The 24,069-nt window shown below is 37.3% G+C and carries 21 protein-coding genes; 7 read left to right on the top strand and 14 right to left on the bottom strand.

What is annotated here, in order from left to right; translation table 11 throughout:
• Nucleotide 1 precedes the first annotated feature (1 nt).
• The 8 genes from HND50_21140 to HND50_21105 form a co-directional block, all read right to left on the bottom strand.
• Entirely contained in the window at nucleotides 2-604 is a 603-nt protein-coding gene (locus HND50_21140; GenBank protein ID NOG47757.1) for a DUF2238 domain-containing protein, read from the bottom strand.
• Nucleotide 605: 1 nt separating this feature from the next.
• Entirely contained in the window at nucleotides 606-1,583 is a 978-nt protein-coding gene (locus HND50_21135) for a deoxyhypusine synthase (protein NOG47756.1), read from the bottom strand.
• Nucleotides 1,576-2,430 carry an agmatinase gene (gene speB, locus HND50_21130; GenBank protein ID NOG47755.1) on the bottom strand — a complete coding sequence of 285 codons (855 nt, stop codon included), beginning with the start codon at nucleotides 2,428-2,430 and terminating at the stop codon, nucleotides 1,576-1,578. Before speB ends, HND50_21135 begins: the two co-directional genes overlap by 8 nt.
• Nucleotides 2,420-3,832 carry an arginine decarboxylase gene (locus tag HND50_21125; GenBank protein NOG47754.1) on the bottom strand — a complete coding sequence of 471 codons (1,413 nt, stop codon included), beginning with the start codon at nucleotides 3,830-3,832 and terminating at the stop codon, nucleotides 2,420-2,422. Before HND50_21125 ends, speB begins: the two co-directional genes overlap by 11 nt.
• Before the next feature lie 72 nt (nucleotides 3,833-3,904).
• On the bottom strand, nucleotides 3,905-5,125 hold the full coding sequence (locus HND50_21120; GenBank protein ID NOG47753.1) for an MFS transporter: 1,221 nt from the start codon (nucleotides 5,123-5,125) through the stop codon (nucleotides 3,905-3,907).
• Nucleotides 5,126-5,167: 42 nt separating this feature from the next.
• Nucleotides 5,168-6,598, bottom strand: coding sequence for an aminotransferase class V-fold PLP-dependent enzyme (locus HND50_21115; GenBank protein NOG47752.1), 1,431 nt, complete (start codon nucleotides 6,596-6,598; stop codon nucleotides 5,168-5,170).
• 62 nt (nucleotides 6,599-6,660) lie between these two features.
• Nucleotides 6,661-7,083 (bottom strand): response regulator, encoded by a 423-nt coding sequence (locus tag HND50_21110; GenBank protein NOG47751.1) that lies wholly within the window; start codon nucleotides 7,081-7,083, stop codon nucleotides 6,661-6,663.
• A 43-nt stretch (nucleotides 7,084-7,126) separates the two neighbouring features.
• Entirely contained in the window at nucleotides 7,127-8,659 is a 1,533-nt protein-coding gene (locus HND50_21105; protein ID NOG47750.1) for an AbgT family transporter, read from the bottom strand.
• A 201-nt stretch (nucleotides 8,660-8,860) separates the two neighbouring features.
• On the opposite strand from HND50_21105, the gene HND50_21100 reads away from it, so the two are divergent.
• The 4 genes from HND50_21100 to HND50_21085 are packed head-to-tail and all read left to right on the top strand — an operon-like array spanning nucleotide 8,861 to nucleotide 11,978.
• On the top strand, nucleotides 8,861-9,088 hold the full coding sequence (locus HND50_21100; protein NOG47749.1) for a type II toxin-antitoxin system Phd/YefM family antitoxin: 228 nt from the start codon (nucleotides 8,861-8,863) through the stop codon (nucleotides 9,086-9,088).
• Complete coding sequence (locus tag HND50_21095) at nucleotides 9,085-9,486, top strand: type II toxin-antitoxin system VapC family toxin (protein ID NOG47748.1); 402 nt, start codon at nucleotides 9,085-9,087, stop codon at nucleotides 9,484-9,486. Before HND50_21100 ends, HND50_21095 begins: the two co-directional genes overlap by 4 nt.
• Nucleotides 9,487-9,495: 9 nt before the next feature.
• Nucleotides 9,496-10,764: a hypothetical protein gene (locus HND50_21090; protein ID NOG47747.1), complete on the top strand. Its 1,269-nt coding sequence runs from the start codon at nucleotides 9,496-9,498 to the stop codon at nucleotides 10,762-10,764.
• Entirely contained in the window at nucleotides 10,761-11,978 is a 1,218-nt protein-coding gene (locus HND50_21085; GenBank protein ID NOG47746.1) for an MFS transporter, read from the top strand. The genes HND50_21090 and HND50_21085 overlap by 4 nt, the downstream gene beginning before the upstream one ends.
• Before the next feature lie 90 nt (nucleotides 11,979-12,068).
• On the opposite strand, the gene HND50_21080 is transcribed toward HND50_21085, so the two are convergent.
• Nucleotides 12,069-13,244 (bottom strand): hypothetical protein, encoded by a 1,176-nt coding sequence (locus HND50_21080; protein ID NOG47745.1) that lies wholly within the window; start codon nucleotides 13,242-13,244, stop codon nucleotides 12,069-12,071.
• A gap of 154 nt (nucleotides 13,245-13,398) precedes the next feature.
• Between HND50_21080 and HND50_21075 the strand changes: the two genes are divergently transcribed.
• Both HND50_21075 and HND50_21070 read left to right on the top strand, forming a co-directional pair.
• On the top strand, nucleotides 13,399-13,968 hold the full coding sequence (locus HND50_21075) for a TIGR00730 family Rossman fold protein (protein ID NOG47744.1): 570 nt from the start codon (nucleotides 13,399-13,401) through the stop codon (nucleotides 13,966-13,968).
• Between the two features lie 174 nt (nucleotides 13,969-14,142).
• Complete coding sequence (locus tag HND50_21070; protein NOG47743.1) at nucleotides 14,143-14,838, top strand: DUF72 domain-containing protein; 696 nt, start codon at nucleotides 14,143-14,145, stop codon at nucleotides 14,836-14,838.
• Between the two features lie 11 nt (nucleotides 14,839-14,849).
• Here the strand turns inward: HND50_21070 and HND50_21065 are convergent, their stop codons facing one another.
• Entirely contained in the window at nucleotides 14,850-15,410 is a 561-nt protein-coding gene (locus HND50_21065; protein NOG47742.1) for a hypothetical protein, read from the bottom strand.
• A gap of 227 nt (nucleotides 15,411-15,637) precedes the next feature.
• On the opposite strand from HND50_21065, the gene HND50_21060 reads away from it, so the two are divergent.
• Complete coding sequence (locus tag HND50_21060) at nucleotides 15,638-17,695, top strand: T9SS type A sorting domain-containing protein (GenBank protein ID NOG47741.1); 2,058 nt, start codon at nucleotides 15,638-15,640, stop codon at nucleotides 17,693-17,695.
• Between the two features lie 76 nt (nucleotides 17,696-17,771).
• Here the strand turns inward: HND50_21060 and HND50_21055 are convergent, their stop codons facing one another.
• From HND50_21055 to HND50_21040, 4 genes are all read right to left on the bottom strand, one after another.
• Entirely contained in the window at nucleotides 17,772-21,023 is a 3,252-nt protein-coding gene (locus HND50_21055; GenBank protein ID NOG47740.1) for a glycosyl hydrolase, read from the bottom strand.
• 120 nt (nucleotides 21,024-21,143) lie between these two features.
• Entirely contained in the window at nucleotides 21,144-22,466 is a 1,323-nt protein-coding gene (gene creD / locus HND50_21050; GenBank protein ID NOG47739.1) for a cell envelope integrity protein CreD, read from the bottom strand.
• Between the two features lie 128 nt (nucleotides 22,467-22,594).
• Nucleotides 22,595-23,275, bottom strand: coding sequence for a hypothetical protein (locus HND50_21045; protein ID NOG47738.1), 681 nt, complete (start codon nucleotides 23,273-23,275; stop codon nucleotides 22,595-22,597).
• 458 nt (nucleotides 23,276-23,733) lie between these two features.
• Nucleotides 23,734-24,030 carry a GYD domain-containing protein gene (locus HND50_21040; GenBank protein NOG47737.1) on the bottom strand — a complete coding sequence of 99 codons (297 nt, stop codon included), beginning with the start codon at nucleotides 24,028-24,030 and terminating at the stop codon, nucleotides 23,734-23,736.
• Nucleotides 24,031-24,069: the final 39 nt, after the last annotated feature.

Raw genomic sequence — 24,069 nt, 5'->3', positions numbered from 1 at the left:
TTTACTTCCCAATTTTACTTAAAAGCCGGTCATGTGGTTTGCTTAAAACAATCAGTGCCACAATCGCGCCAATAGTTGCATAAAGCATATCCGATTGTGTATCCCATATATAGCCTTGTGTTCCTAAAAATGATTCGGCAGATTCACCCGAAAGTTCTGCGACAAACCATTCAATAAATTCATAAGATGCGCTTATGGCCAAACACATTGAGACAATAATTGCATTGAGCCATTTTCGGCCATTAACGACACTTTTTCTCACCAGGATTTCGCGGGCAATCATTGCCGGAATAAAACCCTGGGCAAAATGACCAACCTTGTCGTAATTGTTGCGGCTCTGGTCAAAGGCTTCACGAATCCAATCAAACAAAGGCACTTCGGCATAAGTGTAATGTCCGCCAACCATCAAAATTATACTGTGGATTAAAATCAAAACATAGAGCAAGTTTGTAAATTGAAACTTTTTAAATGTGATTGCCAGGGTGACCAGTCCGATTAAAGCCGGCAATACTTCTAAAAACCAGGTAAAATAATCGAAAGGATTTATTGCGGACCAAATTAAAACCGTAAAAAACAGAATCAAAAGTGTTGTAAAAAATTTCATTTTAGTATCCTAGTAAGTATGCAAATATCAATGGCACAACTATGGTCGCATCAGATTCAATTATAAACTTTGGCGTATCAGCATCCAGTTTGCCCCAGGTAATTTTCTCATTTGGCACAGCACCGGAGTATGATCCGTAGCTTGTAGTAGAATCCGATATCTGGCAAAAATATGACCAGAAAGGTGTATCTGTTCGTTCTAAATCCTGGTATAACATTGGCACAACACAAATGGGGAAATCCCCGGCAATGCCCCCTCCAATCTGGAAAAACCCGATACCGTAATCTTTTGTGTTTTTAGAATACCAGTCGGCAAGCCAAGCCATATATTCTATACCGGATTTCATTGTTGTTGGGTTTAAATCTCCTTTAATACAATATGAGGCAAAAATATTACCCATGGTGGAGTCTTCCCAGCCGGGTACGACAATCGGCAGATTTTTTTCGGCAGCAGCCAACACCCAACTGTCTTTTGGATCAATCTCATAGTATTGCTCCAATATACCAGACAACAGCATTTTATACATAAACTCGTGAGGAAAGTATCGCTCCCCCGTTTGGTCGGCTTCTTTCCAAATGGCGTATATATGTTTTTGCAATCTTCGAAAAGCTTCTTCCTCAGGAATGCAAGTGTCCGTAACCCTGTTCAAACCTTTGTCCAGCAATTCCCTTTCCTGTTGGGCGGTCAAATCACGATAATCCGGCACACGTTTATAATGAGAATGCGCCACAAGATTCATAATATCTTCTTCAAGATTGGCACCTGTGCATGAAATGATTTGAACCTTATCCTTGCGGATCATCTCGGCCAGCGTTTTGCCGATTTCAGCCGTACTCATTGCCCCTGCCATGGTGATCATCATTTTATTATCGAGATCCAATTGTTGCTCGTAAGCTTTGGCCGCATCGACAACACTGGCAGAATTGAAATGCTTGAAATGCTCAAGCATAAATTGTGAAATCTCACCTTTTTTATTCATAAAATTTATAGGATAAAAGTTTATAATATAATTTGGCAGCCAGAAAATCTGGTGCGGTTAAGTCTCCGATCGGAGAAAGTTCTACAATATCAAATCCAACAATATTTTTCTCTTTAAAAACCTTGGCCAAATATTGAATAATTGTGTTCCAATCCATACCTCCGGGCTCCGGTGTGCCGGTTGAAGGCATAATTGACGGATCGAAGACATCCAAATCTATAGTGATGTAGACATCTTCAGTCATTTTAGAAATTGATTCATCCATCCAGTTTTGATGACCAAACATCTGTTCTGCAAAAAAACACTTTTCAGGATTCAGGTATTCTTTTTCACTACTATCCATACTCCTGATTCCCACCTGAATTAGATTGGTTGTTTTACTTGCTTTATGCACGGCGCAGGCATGGTTATACTCTGAGCCAAGATACTCTTTCCTCAAATCGGCATGGGCATCAAGCTGCAACACGGTTAAATCTTTATATCTATTTCTGAATGCTTCAATTATGCCAATACTGATGGAGTGTTCGCCACCAAAAAAAGTCAGGAATTTTTTTGTTTTAAGTAACTTCTGTGTTTTTTCAAGAACCGTTTTATAAACATTTTCAGGGGAGGAGTCTTCTTCAATCTTATCTAAAATATGAATACCTTTTTTATAAACCTCAGAATGTGTTTCGATATCGTAAAGCTCCATATTTTCTGAAGCATCTAAAAAAGCATCAAATCCTTTATCAGCCCCTTTGCCCCAGGTACTTGTGCCGTCGTATGGAACAGGTTGCAAAAGTATAGCGGCCAAATCAAAGTCAGATAATGCAGTCTCAATCCCGGCATATGTTCGTTTATTTTTCATTGTATCCCAAAATATTAAACATTTCCCGGCTGGATTGTTCTTCCCGGTAAACCGTATCGACAATATTGCCTTTTTCATCCCTGTCAATTATTACATGTTTTGGAGATGGAATTAAACAATGCTTTATACCGCCATATCCACTAACAGAATCCTGATAGGCACCGGTATGAAAAAATCCTAAATAAAGAGGCTCTTTGTCATTTTTAGGAGAAACGGGAAACAACACTTCCTGGTTAAAATCTTCTGAATTATAATAATCCGAATGATCACAACTAATCCCACCAATATTTACCCGTTCATACTCGTTTTGCCATTTGTTTATGGGCAATAAAATAAATTTTTCCTGGATCGACCAGGCATCCGGTATTGTGTTCATCAAGCTATTATCAATGATGTACCATTTCTCATTATCATTCTGCTGTTTTTGCTCCAAAACCTGAAAAATAATTGCACCCGATTCTCCGACAGTATATTTGCCAAACTCGGTATAAATATCCGGTTCCAGAACATTTTCCGCTGTACAGACTTCCTTAATATTTTTAATGATTTCATTAATCATATATTCATAATTGTACTCAAATCCAAGGTGATTTCGAATTGGAAATCCGCCGCCCAGATTAAATGAATCAAGACTTTTACTTTCTTTTTTAAGATCCACATAAAGTTTTAACGCCTTCTGAAATTCGCCCCAGTAGTACGGTGTGTCTTTTATCCCGGAGTCTACAAAAAAGTGCAAAACTTTAAGCTCTACCTTTTCATTATCACGAATGTTTTTCTTGAAAAAATCAACAATTTCTGTGTGCGGAATGCCCAAACGGGACGTATAGTACGGCGATTGTGGCTCTTCATTTATTGACATACGAATGCCAATTTTTAATTTCTGGTTTGTTTTTACTTTTTTTAATAGCCGTTTCAATTCATCTTTGCTATCCAGAATTGTGATTGCATTTTCAAATCCAAGTTCATGCAACTTGATAATCTTCTGCAGGTAATCGTTGGTTTTATAACCGTTGAGAATAATCTTTATTTTCTTGTCTAATTTTCCTTTTTCCAGCAAAGACAAAATCAGGTCAATATCAAAAGAGGATGAAGTTTCCAGATTAACATTATGTTTTAGGGCTTCGTTAATTACATGGTAAAAATGATTGCATTTCGTGCAGTAGCAGAAATTATATCTGCCTTTATAAGCATTGTTTTTTATCGCCCTGTTAAACAGGTTACGCGCCTTCTTAATCTGGTCACCAATTTTGGGCAGGTAAATAAACCTAAAAGGAGTGCCATGCTTTTCAATAAGATGCTTGAGCGAAACGCCATGAAATGTCAGGAAGTTATTTCGTAAATCAAACCCTTCCTGGGGGAAATAATAACTTTGTTCAATTAAATCAAAATATGAGTTTTTCATTCTTTTCTTTGTAATTTTTTACCAAAATATGGGCTAACATTAAAACAAACTTCGGATTTAATCAATCAAATTTTATGCTGCGTTTTCATTGGCTGGAATATTATTATTAGTATTCAAAGATATTAATCCAAAGATTGGACCAATTGCCAAAACTAAATAAATATATTTTGGATCAAATATATCCTGCATAAAATTTATCAGCTGAATACTAACAATTGTAATGGCAAAACCTATGCTGTTAACAATTGTTAAAGCAGTCCCTTTTGTTTCTGCTTCCACATTACCTGCCACAAGCGTTGAAAAAAGTGGCGAGTCTGCCACGACCACCCATCCCCAAAAAACTAGAAATCCAATCAGAATTATGGGAGAACCTATAAAAAAGATTGCTGGTGAAACAAGGCAACAAAGTCCTGAGAAAAATATAGCCAAAGACGCGGTTTTCTTTACACCAATTTTTTGAGATGCAAAACCACCGGCAAAACAAGCCAATCCACCTGAGCCTATTACCAAAAAAGAAAGGGTTGATATATTCAAATCTGCCTGAGGATATATTGAAGAATAGGTGCCTAAAATTACCGGGAGAAAAGCCCAAAAACTGTAAAGCTCCCACATATGCCCAAAATATCCAAACGCGGCCGCACGAAAGTTACGATTTCTGAAAACAGTGAACAATGCGCTTAAATCCAGCTTATTACTTTGTTTTCGGTACGGGCCGTCGGGTACAAAAAACAGTATCAGCAGTCCTCCTACAAATGCAAGAGAGGATGTAAAAAAGAGAACGGATCGCCATGGGAAACCGCTGCTTCCTGTAAAATCTTTAAGCAAATGTGGAAAGGCTGTTCCTAAAACAACTGCACCGACTAAAAAACTTAAAGATTTTCCCAAACCTTCTTTGTAGTAATCAGCGATGATTTTCATTCCAACCGGATATATTCCTGCCAATGAGAAACCAACCAAAAACCTGAAAATAATTAAACTGAATAAGGTGTTGCCAGACCAAATTGTACCAAGATTAAAAATTGCTCCAGACAATGCACTCATAAAAAAAACGCGGGATGGAGAAAAACGATCTGCGATTGTAAGCAAAGCGAAAAGAAAAGAACCTGAAATGAATCCAAACTGAACGGCTGAAGTTAAATGACCCAAAGCGCTTTTTTCAAGATGAAAAGTAGAAAGCAAATCATTCATCACTCCATTGCCGGCAAACCATAAAGATGTTCCACAGAATTGTGCTAAAACTACAATGAATAAAATCCAGGAAAGATTATTTTGGGGTTTATATACTTTACTCAGATGATTGTCCAATCGAAAAAAAATATTTACAAAAAATTGTTATTACCGGGAATGCAACAATTCCAAGCTTGTATTTTGGATTAATTGCCAGGCTTGTTCAACATGTTTTTGCTCAACATTTGTCTGGCCGATGGATAAACGAAGAGAATAATTATCTTTTACTTTGGTATGTGTCAGATACAGTTTACCTGAGTCATTTAATTTGTGAAGTAATTTTTCATTTAAGTCGTTTAGGGTATCTTCATCGTTTATATTATCAGGCTTATAGCGAAAGCAAATTGTATTTAACGTGACTGGTGCAAGTACCTCAAATTCAGCATGATTATTAATTTTTTCAGAGTATTTTTTTGCCAGGGAAATATGTAAACGAATTTTTTCCTGAATGCCTTTTACACCAAAATTTCTAATGACAAACCACAACTTCAACGCTCTAAAGCGCCTGCCAAGTGGTACGCCCCAATCGCGATAATCATTTACTTTACCCCTTGTTCTCGTCTTAAGATATTCTGGCAAAATCTCAAAAGTTCGTATCAGGGATTCTTTGTCTTTTACAAAATAAGCGGAACAATCAAAGTTGGTAAACATCCATTTGTGCGGATTAAACACAAAACTGTCAGCCATTTCAATTCCTTCAATCATCCAACGAAACTCAGGGAGGACCAAAGCGCTGCCTGCAAAAGCAGCATCCACATGCAGCCAAAGCTCATGTTTTTTGCATATTTCGGCAATGCTTTTTATTGGGTCAATTGATGTTGTGCTTGTTGTCCCGATTGAAGCGATAACACAAAGTGGTTTTTTCCCCTCTGCAATATCCTTTTCAATAGCTGCAGATAAAATGTCTGGCTTTAAACTCAGCTTGTCATCTACTTCAATTTTGACAAGGTTTTGTTTTCCAATGCCTGCAATTTTCACAGCCTTTTCAATGGAAGAATGTGTTTCCGTAGAACAATAAACCCGAAAATCTCCACATGCATTAAGGCCATGTGAGTTAATTTTATAATTCGATATTTTTTCCCGTGCAGTAAGTATCGAAGCCAATGTAGCTGTTGATGCAGTATCTTGAATGACTCCGTCAAAATTCTGAGGAATGCCAATCATCTCTTTTAGCCAATTCATTACCCGTTCTTCCAACTCTGCAGCAGAAGGAGACGTCTCCCAAATCATGGCCTGGGTGCCCAAAGCAGCGGTTATCATCTCTGCTAAAACCGAGGGATAACTGGAATTTGCCGGAAAGTATGCGAAAAAATTTGGGCTTTGCCAATGTGTAATTCCGGGCACAATAATATTTTGAAAATCTTTCATGATCACATCAAAAGGCTCACCATTTTCAGGAGCCAAATCAGGCAGCTGATTATAAATTTCTTTTGGTTTAGCAGGAGATTTTACAGGGTATTTCTCGACATCCTGCAGATAGTCTGCAATCCAATCAACTACCTGATGTGCATGCTTTCTAAAATCGTCATTATTTAACATTTTAATATTCGTTTACGTGTTTGCCTGACTTAATTAATAAAATCCAGCCAATGGATTGAGTTCTACTCACCTTCTTTTTCTTTACTATCCTTGTCAACCACATCAGGCTTAAAAAGCCCAAATTGTATTAATTTTTCCTCTATATCTTTCTTATTATATGGTTTTAACATGTAGCTGTCACATCCATAACGTATAGCTTTAATAACGTCTTCCTCCTCATCCGAAGAGGTTGTCATTATTATTTTAACTTTTTTTAATCCTTTATCGATCTGTCGAATTTGCTGCAAAACTTCAAATCCGGAAATCCCAGGCATAAAAATATCTAGACAAATCAAATCGTATGGTTTGTTTTTTTTTTGAGCTGCCTTGAATAATTGTAACCCATCTTTACCAGATCTTACCGAATCACACGAACCATAATCATTAAGTATTTTTTCCAATAGTCTTATATTAATTACGACATCTTCTATGATCAGTATTTTCATTATAGCCCCATGAATTTATAATTATCTCATAAATGGGATGACCTTAAGGTGTTAAATATAAACCAGCATCCGGACCAAGCTGAAATCCAAAAATTAACCAGATGATCAATAATATCGACCATACAATAAAGAAGAAAAATGTGTAAGGCAGCATGGTTGATATGACCGTTCCTATACCAGCATTTTTATCATAACGGGCCATAAAAGCAACAATCAAAGCAAAGTATGACATCATTGGTGAAATGATATTAGAAACGCTATCACCAATCCTGTATGCAACCTGAACCAATTCCGGGCTGTAACCAAGGAGCATAAACATTGGGATAAATACCGGCGCCATAATGGCCCACTTTGCAGAAGCGCTACCCATAAACATATTTATAATGGAAGAGAGTGCAATAAATGCCAGCATCAAAGGTATTGCCCCAAGATCCAGAGCTTGCAAAAATTCGGCCCCCTTAATGGCGATAATCAATCCAAGATTTGTCCATTTAAAATAGGCCACAAACTGGGCTGCAAAGAAAACAAGTACAATATAAATGCCCAGAGTTTCCATAGCCTTGCCCATACCATTCATAACTTCTGTATCATTTTTATAGGTTTTGGCACCCCAACCATATGCAATACCACAAATGGCAGAAATAAGAAAAATGAACGCTACAATCCCATCCATAAAAGGAGATTTTAACCAGCTGTCTGTAATAGGATCACGCAAATAGCCACCATCAGGAATTATGCCTATTGCCAAAAATAATGAGCAAAGAACAAGTGCGACGGTTGCGTATGCTAAACCTTTCTCCTCTGCCTTAGTCAGCTTTCTTATTTCTTCCGGTTCTTCATCACCTGTGTATTTTCCTAATCGTGGCACAACAATTTTTTCAGTTACCCATGTACCAACCACGGCAATAAAAAATGTTGAAACAAACATGAAATACAAATTTGCTGCCGGATTAACTAGGTATTCAGGATCAATGATATGAGCTGCTTCTTGTGAAAGGCCTGCTAAAAGTGGATCGATTGTACCAAGCAAAAGGTTTGCGCTATAACCACCGGAAACGCCCGCAAAAGCTGCTGCCATACCTGCGATCGGGTGACGACCCATAGCCAGAAATATTATTGCACCCAAAGGAACAAGTAACACATATCCAACTTCGCTGGCCGTGTTTGACAAAATACCTGCAAACACAATCACAAAAGTTAAAAGATTTTTTGGAGCCGAAATAACCAAAAGACGCAATGCAGTTCCAATAAGTCCGCTGCTTTCTGCAATTCCGATACCCAGCATAGCCACGAGCACGGTGCCTAAGGGAGCAAAGCCCGTAAAGTTAGTAACCATTTCACTAAAAATCATGTGCATGCCTTCTACCGATAAAAGGCTAAAAGGTGTAACTATTTTTTTTGTGCCCGGATGAATAACCTCCAGATCGAACATGGCGGCTATGCCTGATAAAACGACAACTCCCAGAGCGAAAATTAAAAAGAGTGTGGCTGGATGAGGAAGAGCATTCCCGCCTTTTTCAATAACTGTCAGAAACCGGTCAACAAGCGGTTTCTTGTTTTTAGTTTTCTTTGACATAGTGTTTCCTGTATTTAATAAGAGATTTCGTTAATAATTTTAGAGTGAGGATACCTAAATAGAAAACCTAAGATAAAAGTTCCACTATTATGATTCAATCTTACAGGCAGTATTTATCTAAAAAATTACTTGGATAACTATCCCCTTTTTTGTATTTTGTGTACATGTTTCTTATTTTACGTACATGTACAAGGAGCTAAAATGATTACTATTAGTGTCACAAACTTCCGCAACAATATGTTTACTTACCTGGAAAAAATTGAAGCAGGAGAAACCATAATCCTTGAACGTAACAAAAAGGAAGTTGCACGTTTGGTACCTTCCAAACAAACAAATTGGCGTGAGCGAATGAGTTCAAAACCAGAAATACTTGTTTCAGCTGAAAAACTAATTGAACCTATTGAAGATATTTGGGAAGATTATTTATGAAGCAGAATAGCTACTTACTCGATACGCATGCTTTATTATTCTGGGTAAATCAATCAGAAGTATCTGGAAATTTTATTAAACACTTTGACAATCAGCAGCAAAAGGGGAATGTTGCAGTTTCTGCAATATCATTTTGGGAAATCGCGTTACTTGTAAAAAAAAAGCGGATCAAAATTGGGGATGTCCAAAACTGGAAAAACGAATTGTTTAACAATACCAACCTTCGGTTAATTAATATAGATGTTTCCGAAATGATTACTTCAACTACTTTACCGGATTTTCATAAAGACCCTTTTGACCGTTTGCTAATTGCCCAGGCAAAACTCCACAAAACCCTTTTGGTGACAAAAGATAAGCAGATTCAAAAATATGATGTACAAACATTTTGGATGGAATAAACACAAACAATGAATCACTACCAAAAAAAACTTGAAAAATTTATTCCACAAACCTTGTTTAATTCCCTGGATGAGCCCTCACGTGATTTTATCAGAAAAATCGCAACAGGATATCGGCTTACTTTTCAGGAATTCCGGCAGGTAACTGAGGCCGCTCGTGATCTTTCCATGTGGGGTGAAAAACCACTCGCAGAATGGTGGGCCGAAAACGTTCGGGATGATGCAAATAGGCAAAATAAAAAGAACGCTTTAAACCTTTTACATGATTATACAAATTCATTAAAAGCTTCTGCAAAAATTTATCCGCGACAAGGATTAGAGCGCCCTAAAAAACGGGAAAAGGGTAAAATTGTATTAAAAGAATCTGACAAAAATATATTTGGCTGGTGCCCTGTAGCTTCAGAAAAAACAGTTTGCTGTAATCTTAAAACTATTGATGCCGTTGAGAATTGCATTTTTGGTTGCAGCTATTGCACCATCCAGACATTCTACAAAAGTGAAACGGTTTTTGATAACAATCTGGCTGAAAAATTATCTCAAATTAATCTTGAGCCAGATAGGCGCTATCATATCGGAACAGGTCAATCATCCGATTCTCTGGCCTGGGGCAATAAAAATGGCAACCTGGATGCTTTGTGTAAGTTTGCCTCTGACAATCCAAATATTTTATTAGAGTTTAAAACAAAATCGGACAACATCACTTATTTCCTTGAAAATGAAATTCCGGCAAATATTGTTAGCAGTTGGTCGCTCAACCCTCAAACAATTATTGATAATGAGGAGCATTTTACAGCCAACCTGGAAAACCGCTTAAAAGCAGCAAAAGCAGTTGCTGAAAAAGGTGTAAAAGTTTCATTCCATTTTCACCCGATTGTTTACTATAAAGATTGGGAAAAAGAATATACTCAGATTGCTAAAGAAGTCATGAGTATGTTTAAACATGAAGAAATACTGTTTATCTCCTTTGGATCGGTTACATTTATCAAACCTGTTTTAAAGAAAATTCGCAAACTTGGTTTCCCAACCAAAATCACCCAAATGGAATTGGTTACAGATCCGCATGGTAAAATGACGTATCCGGATCACATAAAAATTGAAAAATTTTCTGCCATGTACAAAGCATTTGAAAAATGGCATTCTAAAGTTTTCTTTTATCTTTGTATGGAAAAAGCAGAGTTGTGGGAAAAGAGTTTGGGTTTTGTTTATAATACAAATGAAGAGTTTGAAAAAGATATGCTTGACAATGTTTTCAACAAGATAAAACTTGAATCCAGATGATCAAAGATAAACAATATTACAAGTTCTGCCTTTATGGTTTTCTTAAAAACCTCCGTTTCTTTGAGCCTTTTTTTATCCTCTTTTTTCTTAGCAAAGATTTAACCTTCCTGCAAATCGGAACGCTTTATGCCACCCGCGAAATTGCCATTAATCTGTTTGAAATACCTTCAGGGATTATTGCCGATACTCTTGGCCGCCGCAAAACTTTAGCATCATCTTTTATGGTTTATATTTTAGCTTTTATAATTTTTTATGGTAGTTCCAATTTTGGATTGTTTATTTTAGCAATGCTCTTTTATGCACTGGGCGATGCAATCCGGTCCGGAATAAATAAAGCAATGATTGTTGACTACTTAAAACGTACGGGGCAACAGGCTCATAAAATTAAATATTATGGCCACACCCGATCATGGTCGCAATTTGGCAGTGCTCTCTCCAGCCTCGCGGGAGGGATTCTTTATTTTTTCAATCAAAATTTAGATACTATTTTTCTATTTTCAATAATCCCCTACGTATTGGATTTTGCAAATGTATTGACGTACCCTAAATACCTGGATAAAAGCGCATCAGAATCAAGATCTGTAATGAAGGATTTTAGAGAAATAAGCGCTTCATTCCTGCAATCGCTAAAAAATTCAAGTTTGCTAAAAGCCCTGATTAACAGCTCTATTTATTCCGGATATTATAAAAGCATCAAAGATTTTATTCAGCCATTTTTAAAAACCCTGGTTATTCAACTTCCCTTTCTGTTGTTTTTAAACAATGAAGAAAAAACAGCAATCTTGCTAGGCGCAATCTATTTTCTAATTTTTATTGGTAATTCTGTGGCTTCAAGAAAAACAGCTGTCATAGCAGATAAGTTTAAATCAGCACACAGTTATTTAAACAAAACCCTTGTTGTGGGAATATTTTTAGGTTTGATAAGCGGTTTGATAATGCAGTTTTATATTTCTGTATGGGCAATACTTTTGTTTATCATAATTTTACTAATAGAAAATGCCCGGAAACCTGCCGGCATAGTTGTGATTACTGATCATAGTGATGAAAGAATCCATGCAGGTGTTTTATCGGTTACTTCGCAAATACGCTCTGGCTTTTCAGCTTTATTTGTTTTAGCAATTGGCCTTTTTGCAGATATCTATGGTGTTGGTGCGGGCATTGTTATTGTTAGTGGAATGATGCTGGTAACACTTCCCTTTTATAAGTTGAAATAAAAAAAATGGGAAACTAAGATATCGTTTTATCTCAATTTCCCAACCAAAGAAGTACTTATATTTCAGTAGTCAAATCTCATCTTTAACTTTTTACAATTCCAGGCCAACTACAAATCCAGGCCAAACACGCAGATAGTGATCATCTTCAAATTCATCTACCCATGGGTTTTGCGATAAGTCTTCGACAGCTATTTTTGAATACCATGCAGTTATTGTCGGCCCGACAAAAAGGCTTCCTTCATAACCCAATCCATAGCGGAACATAAGATTGAACTTTGCCATTGCTCCTAAATCGCCATCATCCCATTCATTATCTTTAAAGTTATCATCCAAAAGTTTATGTGCAGAAATGCCTACATCCAGCCCCCAATTATCACCCAAGTGAATTTTACGGCCGAACCCCGCACCAACTGTGTGGTAGCGAACATCGCCTTCAACCCTGCGTCCTACAGAAATAAGGTTGTACCAGTCTTCATTTCCAGACCTTAAGCCGGCATTCACAAATTGCATATCATCATACCACACATGATATCCCAACGGGACATCATTCACATAAGTAAATAAACCAACTGGAATTCCATCATGCTCCTGAGCAATGTTAACAATGCCAATTTGTAAACCTGAATCAAAATAGCGGGCAATATTTACTGTACCAATTTGCAACCCGCGAAAAGATCCGCTTAAAATATTTAATGCCGATCCTGCCTGCACACCGCGAAAATCCCCATTTGTTATATTAAACACTTCGCTTACCTGAACTCCTTTAAAATCACCATTTTGGATTGTGAAAACACCGGATGCCTGAACGCCTAGAAAATCACCATTTTGGATCTGGAAAATACCACTTCCCTGAACCCCTTTAAAATTACCATTTTGCATTCCAAAAATTCCGTTACCCTGCACGCCTTTCACATCACCATTTATCATCGTAAATATACCTGCTCCTTGTGCGCCTCGGATATTACCATTTACAAGTGTGAAAATCCCGCTTGCCTGAAAGCCTTGAATCCCTTCAGAATAAATGCTAAAAATCCCAGATATATCAGCTCCACGCAACCTGGCAGCACGCATACCAATAACACTGAATGCAAATCCTGTATTATAGATTTTTTTATATCCGGCTTCTTCGGCCCACATATCACCGGTGCTAATTCCCGGCCACAATGAAAGGTTAAATGGAATTTTTACATATTCATCATCATCATGCCAATCCTGTGAAAAAACGCCTGAAAATAACAGTAGTAATATTAGTAAGATTTTTTTCATTTCAGCTCCTTTTTTTTAGCCGTTGTAATAAAAACTGAGTACGGCAGAAAAAATGAATATGTTTCTATAATTTTATTTATTTTTAGAAATTAATTTATCAAGATTCCAGTTTTAAAAAAATCATTGGATCACTAATATTTACCAAGGATCATTTATGATAAAAAAGGTTGCTGTTTTTTGTGGCTCCAACAGTGGTGCGGATATAATTTATAAAGAAGAGGCTAAAAAATTAGGTCTGTATCTCGCTCAAAATAACATTGGTTTAGTTTATGGCGGTGGCAAAGTAGGATTAATGGGCATAATTGCTGATGCCATTCTGGAGAATAATGGTTCAGTAACTGGTATTATGCCGGATCACCTTTATCAAAAAGAAGTGGCTCATGAGAGACTGACCGAATTGCAAATTGTACAAACGATGCACGAACGCAAAGCACTGATGGAAAAGTTATCCGATGCATTTATTGCTATGCCCGGCGGCATGGGTACTCTCGATGAAATTGTTGAGATTTTTACCTGGTCTCAATTAAATCTGCATACTAAACCTTTTGGATTTTACAACATCGAGAATTTCTTTGGAAAACTATTCGATTTTTTTGAACACATGGTAAAAAATCAATTCTTACATCAGGGCCATTATGACAGAATTGCTATTTCCGATAATCCAAAGGATTTGCTGACGATACTAAACAGATACATGCATGGTGAGATTGATAAATGGTTTTGATAAGATATTAAACGGATCGCTTTCTGATTGTGTGGTTTAGAATTATCCCTTTCAAAAAAGACTTTATAAAAAAATGCTGCCTTTTTCAAAAACTCCTATTAGCTAAAACAAGGGAATGTTTTTTTGACCTTTTATGTTTGTTACTGAAGTCAACACATCGCAAAAGGGGTTACTGTGAATTTACTTTGTGGAACAAGCGGATTTAGTTATAAGGAATGGAAAGGCTCTTTTTACCCTCAGAAACATCCTGATAAGGAAATGCTTTCGTATTATGCAAGCCAGTTAACCGCAGTTGAGATTAATAACACTTTTTACAGAATGCCGAAAGAGAATGTGTTGCAAGCCTGGGCAGAAAAAGTTCCGGACACGTTTAAATTTTCCATCAAGGCATCCAGAAAAATAACTCATTTTAAACGGCTGAAAGAATGTGAAGACGAATGCGGATATCTCTTTAAAATGGTACGCACCCTAGAAAAAAAATTAGGCTGCATATTATTTCAACTTCCACCAAACCTGAAAATAGACATTGAACGGCTTGAAAAATTTCTTAAAATAATCCCTGATGACATAAAAGCAGCTTTCGAGTTTCGTCATCCATCCTGGCTAATCGATGATATTTATCAAATGTTAAATAGTAAAAATTGTTCTCTCGTAATTACGGAAACAGATGAAGCTCCAAAAGCTAAATTTACAGAAACTGCCGATTGGACCTATCTGCGACTTAGGCGCACACAATATTCTAAAGAAGAGCTTTCTGAACGAATGGAAAAAATTAAAAAAAGTAATTGGGAAGATGTATTGGTCTTTTTTAAACATGAAGACGAGGGAACAGGCCCCCGTCTTGCAAAACAGTTTATGGAGCTATCCTAATTTCTACTTGATTAGTGAGGCCATAACCATCCAAATGTGCCGGCAGTAATCACAGCATATATCAATGCATCAAGTGATGATTTTACTGCCATTGAAAATGAGTGTTTATACCAGATTGCGTTTTGCCAACTACCAAGCGCATACGCAACAAATGAAAGAGTCCCGACAAATCTGAAAACTGAAAGATAATCCGCACCTGGCCCCAGTGCCCTTCCGCTTATATAAGCTGCAAAAATTCCAATAACAATTGTCGATATAAACCAAAGAGTTAAACTTTTACCCATGTTGGGCGGTCCATTTTCGCCAACAGCCAGAAAACCAACCGGACCTTTTTTCATTTTTTCAATATATGCTTCATCTTTCATCGCTTCCATACTGCCTGCATATGGTAAAACATAAACACCCGGTTTAATATCCTGTTTTCGCAATGCTTCCATTGCTCCGTCTTCATCAGGCAATTTGCTATAATCCGTGTTATGATATTTTAATACCATATGGATTATTGAGCTAGCTACAAAAACAAACACAGCCGAAATAAGTATCGGCAACCATAATGACATGATTGATACCATGCGACCTCCCTTATGTTATATTTATGAATTGAGTTAGGTAGAAAAAAGAATAATACCACACATATAACATAGTGCCTTGCTAATAAATTCCATAAACACTTATGATTATACCTAATTAATAACACTTAAACTTTTATTTTGAAATTGATGAATATCAATTCTAATCCAAAAAGAATGCATTAGTATTGTCCAAGTTGCAGAACATTTTTTAAAAAATGGAGGTGAATATGAGAGTTTTTGTAATAATTATAAGCTTGCTTATAACTCAATCAAACATGCTCCTGGCACAAGGTGGTGATAAAAGCCTAGCTTTTGATGGAATCGATGATTGGCTCAATTGTGGAACAAATTCCCTTGGTATTTCAGGCTCAATCACAATTGAAACCTGGGTAAAAGGAAACGATCTTCAGCCAACGTCCTACGGTAGAATAATCGACAAATTTAATTGGAACGATAAAGCAGGTTTTAACCTGGTTATGGAATTTCCCTCAAGTAGTGGAAGTGCAATGTTTGATTTCTTCGCGACAGATGGAAGTGAAAATGCGGTTGTTGGTGCGACTAAAATTAATGATAATAAATGGCATCACGTGACGGCAACATATGATGGCAATACCATGAAAATCTACATTGACGGTCAATTGGAAGGCGAAAATATTGTAGGCGCTAAAACTATTAAGGCTTCAACTAACTTTTTAGGAATTGGAAATAATAATGATGGTAACCAATGGTTTCCGTTCAACGGCTTTATTGAAGAAGCCCGGGTATGGGATGTAGCCTTGGGTTCAGAAGAAATTCGCGGCTGGATGTATAAAGATGTTGAAGCATCACACCCGTTTTATAGCAGGCTACAAGGTTACTGGAAATTTAACGACGGAAGCGGATCTACAGCGAAAGATGATGGCTCAAAAATCCATCACGGCAAACTTACCAGCATGGATACAATTGCAGCCTGGCAAAACTCTAATGCTCCAATAGCTACAAATCTTACCAATTCGTTGGAAGAACTCTCTGCTGTGTGGGCCGCACAAGATTCCAGTGCATCCTCAATCCTTTCTATCGTTGATACTATTAATGGAGATGGAGTAATTATATTTGGTCACAATAACGCAGACCTTTCCTGGAACTGGACAGAAGTGCCTGATAAAAATATTATTGAAAGGCGGTTAAACCGCGTTTGGCGTTTTGAAGTTTATGACACGCTTAAAGGGGAAATTTTAATTGATTTGACAACCCTTTTATCAGCCGATGACGAAGCCGTTTTACTTGTGAGTGATCAGGAAACATTTACCAATGCCGATACCGTTTCAGCAGAACTAGACCGATTTTCAAAACTGCATGTTTTAAACCACAGTTTTAAACATGGACAGTATTACACCGTTGGAGTAAAAGTCGGAACAGCAAACGGTTTAATTGGACATTATTACCAAGGTTACAAAATCGATTCACTGGGTCATATCAGTTTTAACGGTCTAACGAAATCATTTACCAGATTAGATACAATTATAGATTTTTGGAATGGTGGTCAAAATTATCAATTCAACCCAGTCCCTGGGTGGGCCAATAATTATAGTATCGAATGGAAAGGCTATATTCAAATCAAAGAGGAAGGCCAATATGGGTTTGGCACTATTTCAGATGATGGCTCACAAATTTTTATTAATGACAGCCTGATAATGGATAATGGGGAAAAACAGTGGTATGACTGGGAAGATAACATTAGCGAAGGGGATACATCTAATACGCCGTTTCCACCCTTCTTTTTAGATAAAGGGTATCACAAAATTTCCATAAGATTTTATGAAGACAGGTCGCTGGATGGTATTGAGGTTTGGTGGATCAAACCAGGTGATATCGATTCTTCCGATATACCGTGGTATGGCAAAAATTTTAACAGTGGTGAACCACCTACATTCAACCCAAATACCAACTGGGAGCTTATCCCCAAAAACGTGTTATTCACCGCGAATCCTGATACAATAATTACATCTATTGGTAGATACGAGGAAAAAGACATTCTACCTGCTACAATCCAGCTATATCAAAACTATCCAAACCCATTTAACCCGGTGACTACAATTGGCTACAATCTGCCAATTAATAATCATGTAAAACTTACAATCTATGATATGATGGGGAAAAAAATAAAAACGGTTATTAATAGTTTACAGCAGGCAGGATTTCATAAAATTGCTTTTGATGCGTCCAACTTTGCAAGCGGTGTATATTTTTACCGGTTACAAACCAACAGCCAAACCATATCAAAGAAAATGATATTAATTCGCTAAAATCTATAATCCCAAAAATAAAAAGGGGTATTGTACAATTGGCACAATACCCCTTATTCTAAAACTTATTTCTAATCTAATATTCAGGAATTTCCTGACCATCAATATATGGGGCACCTGCATCTTTTAAAGCCTTTTCAAATGCCGGAATATCTATACTTGTAATCTTTTCCAGTTTTATTTTTAGCTTTTGGAATTCCTCGGCGGCTATTTCCAGACTGCGCCTTTGCGTTTGAGTTGGCCCGTATGTCGTTCCCCAATTGCCAGATGCAACCCGGTGTCTACTGACCATAGTTGGATTATTCTTTTCTCCAACTTCTCTTTTCAGCGTGCTGCCGAATAGCTCCTCTTCCATTTCAAACATTTCCTGCTTCAAGTCATGAATCTGTTTATCCAAATTTCCAGGAGCAAGCTTTAAGCGTGATAATACTTTTTGCAATATTTTAACACGATCCAGCGCTTTTGTAAAAACACTCCTGGCTGCGGTCATAGATTTATTAAATCGTTCTGTTTCCTGCCAGAATGCTGACACTTCCTCAGGTGTAGATCCGGTCAAAGCGCCTTTTGCCAGTTGTTCGATTTCAAATTCCATTGGTCCGGCAATTTCTGCGGAAACACCGTCTTCCATTTTTGCCAACGTCACAGAATATGTTCCGGGAGCAACCATAGCACCAGTATATCCACCATTAAAATCATTAAGGCTGTTAACAGCATCTGTTGGTGGATATCTCATATCCCATACAATGCGGTTAAAACCCTTTTTATTCACGGCAGGGAAAATACGGATTACTTCGCCCTTACTATTTTTAATGATAGCCCATATCTGTGGTGCATCCTGGCGCTTTTCGGCCGTCAGAACATCCCAACCCGGGAATTTTAAATTCTTCTTATCCTTTTTAAGTTTTCCTTCTTTCTTTTTACGTTCCGATTTTTTGGTTGTCAGTGCATCTTTCAGATAATAAGTAAGAACTGCTCCATATGGAGGATTAGGCGCTGAATAATTGTTTCCGGAGAAAAAGCCGCGCATTCCTTTTTGCATGTACCACCAAGTTTTACGGGCAGGAAAAATTACAGCTTCCTTTTGAAGTTCTTTTTCAGAAACTTCACGTAAAACGGAATAATCATCGAAAACATAAAATCCACGTCCAAAAGAAGCACCCACTAAATCATTCTCACGTTTTTGAATGGCCAAATCACGAAATGAAATTGTTGGCACGCCACCGCTTAACTTAATCCATTTCTTCCCCCCATCAATTGTAAAATAAATTCCGAACTCAGTGGCCGTAAATAATAGATTTGGTTTTACATGATCCTGAACAACCCTCCAAACCAATGTACGATCGGGAATATCGCCTACGATAGATGTCCAGCTTTTACCACGATTTGTACTTTTTAAAAGATAGGGTTTAAAATCACCAAACTTATGATTATCAAGCGCAATATAAACTGTGTTAACATCAAATAAATCTGCTTTAATATCATTTACAAATGCTGTTTTAGGAATACCAGGTAAGCTACTTACGTTAATTTTTCTCCAGTTTTTTCCACCATCTTCTGTCACCTGGATCAGCCCATCATCTGTACCGGCATAAATCAAACCCTCTTGTTTTGGGGACTCGGCCAACGATGTGATGGTATTGTAGTTGGACATTGCATAATAATCCCAGGGAGCATCCCAACCCCAGGTTTTATCCATTATCGGTAGATTAATTCTCTCCTGGTCAAGAGTCAGATCGCCGGAAATTGCTGTCCAGCTATCACCGCGGTTTTCAGATTTCCATACCCTTTGCGAAGCAAAATAAAGTCGTGTCGGTTTATGAGGGCTAACTAAAATCGGTGAATCCCAGTTGAAACGTTCATAATCTTGGCCGGCCTCAGGTTGCGGCTGGATTGATATTGTCTCGCCATTTGTACGATCTATGCGCGATAAAAATCCCTCTTGCGATTCAGCATATACAATATCCGGATTTCCCGGTTCTGTGGCAGACTGATGACCATCGCCGCCCAATGTTAAAAACCAGTCGGAGTTTTGAATTCCATTGGCCCAAAGTGTCCGGGAAGGACCACCTTGTGAAAAATTGTCTTGAGTTCCACCATATATATTATAAAACGGTTCAGAATCATCCACTGCAACTTTATAGTATTGTGTCACCGGTAAATTTGGAAAAAAATACCAGTTCGCTGCTAAATCAAAACTTTGATACAAACCACCATCCGTTCCAACTAATAGCCAATTAGGATCTGTTTTACTGAATGCCATGGCGTGATTATCAGAATGCTTTGCCCTTTCTCTCATTCTGCGGAAAGTTTTACCGCCGTCATCAGAAACCTGCATGCGCACATCGGCAAGATAAATTCTATCAAAAGCATGAGGGCTGGCATAAAGTTCTTGGTAATAATGCGGCCCTGTTCCACCGGAAACCGTATCTGACATTTTTTGCCATGTGAGGCCCCTGTTAGCAGAGCGGTAAACTGCACCTTTTCTACGATTCAACTCAATGGCTGCATAAAGTACATTTGGGTTTTGCGGGGACATGGCTAAACCAATCTTAGCAAGATTGCCGCCCGGTAAACCACCGCCCAGTTTTTTCCAGGTGTCACCACCATCGTTTGAACTGCGAATTCCTGATTCCGGGCCACCGCCCATATAGGCTGCCACATTGCGGTGCCGTTGCCAGGTTGCTGCATATAAACGATTTGGATTATCAGGATCGATCAGAATATCAGTAACACCAGTCCATTTGGCATCACCTAAAACTTTTTTCCATTTTTTACCACCATCCGTACTTTTGTATAAACCACGCTCATCGCCTTTTGACCAGAGTGGTCCTTGAGCTGCAACCCAGATTATATCAGAATTTTCAGGATGAACGATAATTTTGGAAATATGCTCTGATTTCTTCAGTCCCATATTTTCCCAGCTGCCACCACCATCGAGGCTGCGGTAAACACCATCGCCATAACCGACATGCCTGCCGCCTACATTTTCACCTGTTCCTACCCAAATTATACTCGGATTATTAGGATCGATTGTGATACATCCAATTGAGTATGAAGGCTGGTCATCAAAAATAGGCTGCCAGGTTGTCCCGGCATTTCTGGTTTTCCATACGCCGCCGGAACCTACGGCAACATACCACAAGTTTGGATCATCGGGATGAATAGCAATATCCGCGATACGCCCGGATGTAAAAGCAGGGCCAATTCCACGCAGCTTTAAACCGGAAAAGGTCTGTTCATTTAAAATACTTTTGTCTTCGGGTGGAAGAGCAAATAAAAAATTGGAAAACAATAATGATGCAAGTACTAAAACAATTGAACGTTTCATTACAATGGCCTCCAAGGTGAGTAGGTATTTTATTAAGAATGTAAGATGTGAAATAAAAATTCCTGAAATATAGAATCTTCCCTACGAGACATGCAAGCCATTGTTTCAAATTAGCGCTTGCTAAACTTTAGATACTTGCTTTATTTCAATCGCCGAATACCAATTAATTTTTCGAGTCACAAACATTACAATTGCTAAAATGAAAAACAGACCAATGCTACCCATAATCAGTGCATAATCCTGAAGTTGAAGAATGATAAACAGATAGCTATATAATCCGGTAAGGGTGCCAAGTACAGTAAACATTTGGATTGGCTTCCCTAAAATACTTTTTGAATAAGACGTTATTAAACCGGTGATGCTAATGGTGGCAATAATGTATGAGCTCTGAAAACCAATGTGTTCTGAAAAAGACAGGAGTAAGGTGTAAAACAACAATAAAGCAAAACCGATCAATAAATATTGAATGGGGTGTAGCATTTTTTTATTTAGAACTTCAATCATAAAAAAAGTTAGGAAAGTAAGTGCTATAAACATGATTGCATATTTTGTAGTACGCATCGTTTTCTGATATTCATCAACCGGCAACCGTAACTCAACACCGAAAGCAGAGTTTTCAATTTTATATTGATTGCCAATCCATAACTGTGGATAATTTCTATTCAAGTTCAATATTTTCCAGGTTGCAGAAAAGCCACTCTCCGTAACTTCCCTTTTTTTTGGTAAAAAGGCCCCTGAAAAACTGGGATTATTCCAGCTTGATTCGAGTTTGATATTTGTTTCTTTACCAAGTGGAGAAAAGAAAAGTTGTTTGCTACCATTAATATTTAAAGCAAATGAAAAGTCATAATTTGATTTGTTGTCTGAAAGATCAATTGGAATATTCACGCCAGATTGAAACAATTCCTTGGCTTCAATCCCCGGAATGGAAGTTTTATTTTGATCTGCCCATTTTACTTTAACAAGATCATTTATACCCTGCATATCTGATAAGCCAATAGCAAGAAAAGCTTGATCCCATAAAACCTTGCCATAAGAATTGACTGCATCCAGATCTTTTTTGATTTTAAATGAACCATTAAACTGCAACAACGAGGAATACAACGCAACTTCATAAATACCTCTATAACGAATCTGAGGATCCATCTTTCCTTCAATTTGTAAATCGTCAGGTAAAAAATAGGCGTAATTGCGGTAATGAATAGTCTTATTTGTTTTATCAGTTTTAATTTGTTCAAGAATAGGAACTACTACGATGGGACCTGAAATTGTTTGTGATGCACCCCATTTATCACTTATTTCGATTTCAGTTTCCACGCGTCGTTCTTGACGTTCCTCAACTAAATTTTGGATTAATATTGCGGGTATTAATAGCACAATGGTCATAATGGCTATAATAATCAAGCGGGCAGTAATTGAATTCTTAACTTTGTTTAGGCTCATTGTTTTTCCTTTGGTTAAATGAAAATCAAGAGCTTTCTACTGCGGGAATTATCGCGGGTTCAGATAGGGATAATTTTTGGTACTAATGGAGTTATTGATGTAAAACTTTCCAACCGAAATAATGCCATTTAGTTTGCAATTTTTGATAATTGATAATATGTGGTTTTTTCCTCTGACCATTCATTATCTTTTTGAAATTTTGATATGCATCTCATAAGATTGTCTGAAACTAAATCTATAACAATTTCAATTTTAAACTCGGTCCCATCTTTTAACTGAAGATCTCCGCGAGCATTGATTTTGTCATCGTTCAAAGTAGCTTTTCCATTGGAGTGGTCACCAAATTTTGATTTATATGAATATAAATAGGAACCATCCGAATGCAATTTGATTATAGATTCTCCAATTGCTTCATGCTTTTCCTGCAAATGCAATATTTTTATTTCTACACTATTTTGAATTAAATCCCATTTTAAAATCTTAAAATACGGTTTCTGATTTTTATTCGTTTGAACAATCCATGTCCTATTTATAAAAGAATCAATAAGGGCTGAATTGGTTTTAGAATGATATGAGTTTATTTTTTTTTCAGGCTCATATTTATGATGATATGTTTTAACAGAAGGAGATGTGCTTAAAAGTGAATTTGCAAAATAGTCAAACGAAGCTCCCACAAGTAAAGAAGACGCACCTATCCCAAGTAATTTTATTGGTTCAACCTTTTTTAAATAGCTTTCATTGTCAATGTCATAATTTTCATCTTCTTCATCATTATCATTTAAAGCCACAGATAAAGCAACTATTCCCAAAGAACCAAATCCAACTCCATAAGAAATCCATTGCGCAGTTCGTAGAGGAACATAAAGAACCTTTTTATGAATAGGCTTGGGTGTACAAAGTGAAGAATCAACATCGTTATAATGTCTGAACTTCTCAGATCCAATATCTGTTATTAAAGAGTGTCTTAGACCTGTACAACATGAGGAAAGGAATATCAAAAAAAATATGGAAATTAATAAAAGTTTTATTCTCATTTTGTTAAAATAATTTAATTAGAGGTTTTTACTTTAGACGGCTAAATTGTATGCAAAATATCATAAATGGTAAAATAATAGCCGTCCTAAAACAACCTACTTATCTGGTTTCAAAAATGCAATATAAAAGGCAGGGTTTGCGGATTAAATCATTAATTATAAGTCAAATCTCGGATGATTTATAGTTTCAAAATTGTAGTTGGAATATTATTAATGTAAAACCCCAGTTCCGGTCAAAGTTCTTCGGTCAACTCAACAAAACGTTTGTATGGAATTGCTGTCCAGCTTTCGGCTTGGGAAGCACCTTCCTTCTGGCTGATTAGGGAAACCTTTGCCGCTGTCTCCGCATCCGGTGCTTCAAAGATATCCATAAAATCGTATTTGCCCAGTAAGGCATAGTGGGCCACAAATTTCACTTCAGGACATTTTTCATGAACCTGCCCAAGCCAGTTGCGGCCAATCTGTTCACGCTGTTTTATTTTGCTGGTAAGTTCGGGGGGAAGTTTGGTCATTAATACAAATGTTTGCATATCATACCTCACTTTTTGGATTTATGATTTTAAGACTGA

The sequence above is a fragment of the Calditrichota bacterium genome (assembly GCA_013112635.1).
GTDB lineage: Bacteria > Calditrichota > Calditrichia > Calditrichales > J004 > JABFGF01.
The sequence above is the reverse complement of the archived record's forward strand: the minus strand, read 5'-3'. Positions and strand labels throughout refer to the sequence as shown.

Coding starts and splice junctions, on each gene's coding strand:
- HND50_21055 (NOG47740.1), bottom strand. CDS start 21,023: ATGAAACGTTCAATTGTTTTAGTACTTGCATCATTATTGTTTTCCAAT.
- HND50_21090 (NOG47747.1), top strand. CDS start 9,496: ATGAATCACTACCAAAAAAAACTTGAAAAATTTATTCCACAAACCTTG.
- HND50_21115 (NOG47752.1), bottom strand. CDS start 6,598: ATGTTAAATAATGACGATTTTAGAAAGCATGCACATCAGGTAGTTGAT.
- HND50_21095 (NOG47748.1), top strand. CDS start 9,085: ATGAAGCAGAATAGCTACTTACTCGATACGCATGCTTTATTATTCTGG.
- HND50_21110 (NOG47751.1), bottom strand. CDS start 7,083: ATGAAAATACTGATCATAGAAGATGTCGTAATTAATATAAGACTATTG.
- HND50_21105 (NOG47750.1), bottom strand. CDS start 8,659: ATGTCAAAGAAAACTAAAAACAAGAAACCGCTTGTTGACCGGTTTCTG.
- HND50_21125 (NOG47754.1), bottom strand. CDS start 3,832: ATGAAAAACTCATATTTTGATTTAATTGAACAAAGTTATTATTTCCCC.
- HND50_21085 (NOG47746.1), top strand. CDS start 10,761: ATGATCAAAGATAAACAATATTACAAGTTCTGCCTTTATGGTTTTCTT.
- HND50_21135 (NOG47756.1), bottom strand. CDS start 1,583: ATGAATAAAAAAGGTGAGATTTCACAATTTATGCTTGAGCATTTCAAG.
- HND50_21065 (NOG47742.1), bottom strand. CDS start 15,410: ATGGTATCAATCATGTCATTATGGTTGCCGATACTTATTTCGGCTGTG.
- HND50_21080 (NOG47745.1), bottom strand. CDS start 13,244: ATGAAAAAAATCTTACTAATATTACTACTGTTATTTTCAGGCGTTTTT.
- HND50_21040 (NOG47737.1), bottom strand. CDS start 24,030: ATGCAAACATTTGTATTAATGACCAAACTTCCCCCCGAACTTACCAGC.
- HND50_21075 (NOG47744.1), top strand. CDS start 13,399: ATGATAAAAAAGGTTGCTGTTTTTTGTGGCTCCAACAGTGGTGCGGAT.
- HND50_21060 (NOG47741.1), top strand. CDS start 15,638: ATGAGAGTTTTTGTAATAATTATAAGCTTGCTTATAACTCAATCAAAC.
- creD (NOG47739.1), bottom strand. CDS start 22,466: ATGAGCCTAAACAAAGTTAAGAATTCAATTACTGCCCGCTTGATTATT.
- HND50_21140 (NOG47757.1), bottom strand. CDS start 604: ATGAAATTTTTTACAACACTTTTGATTCTGTTTTTTACGGTTTTAATT.
- speB (NOG47755.1), bottom strand. CDS start 2,430: ATGAAAAATAAACGAACATATGCCGGGATTGAGACTGCATTATCTGAC.
- HND50_21100 (NOG47749.1), top strand. CDS start 8,861: ATGATTACTATTAGTGTCACAAACTTCCGCAACAATATGTTTACTTAC.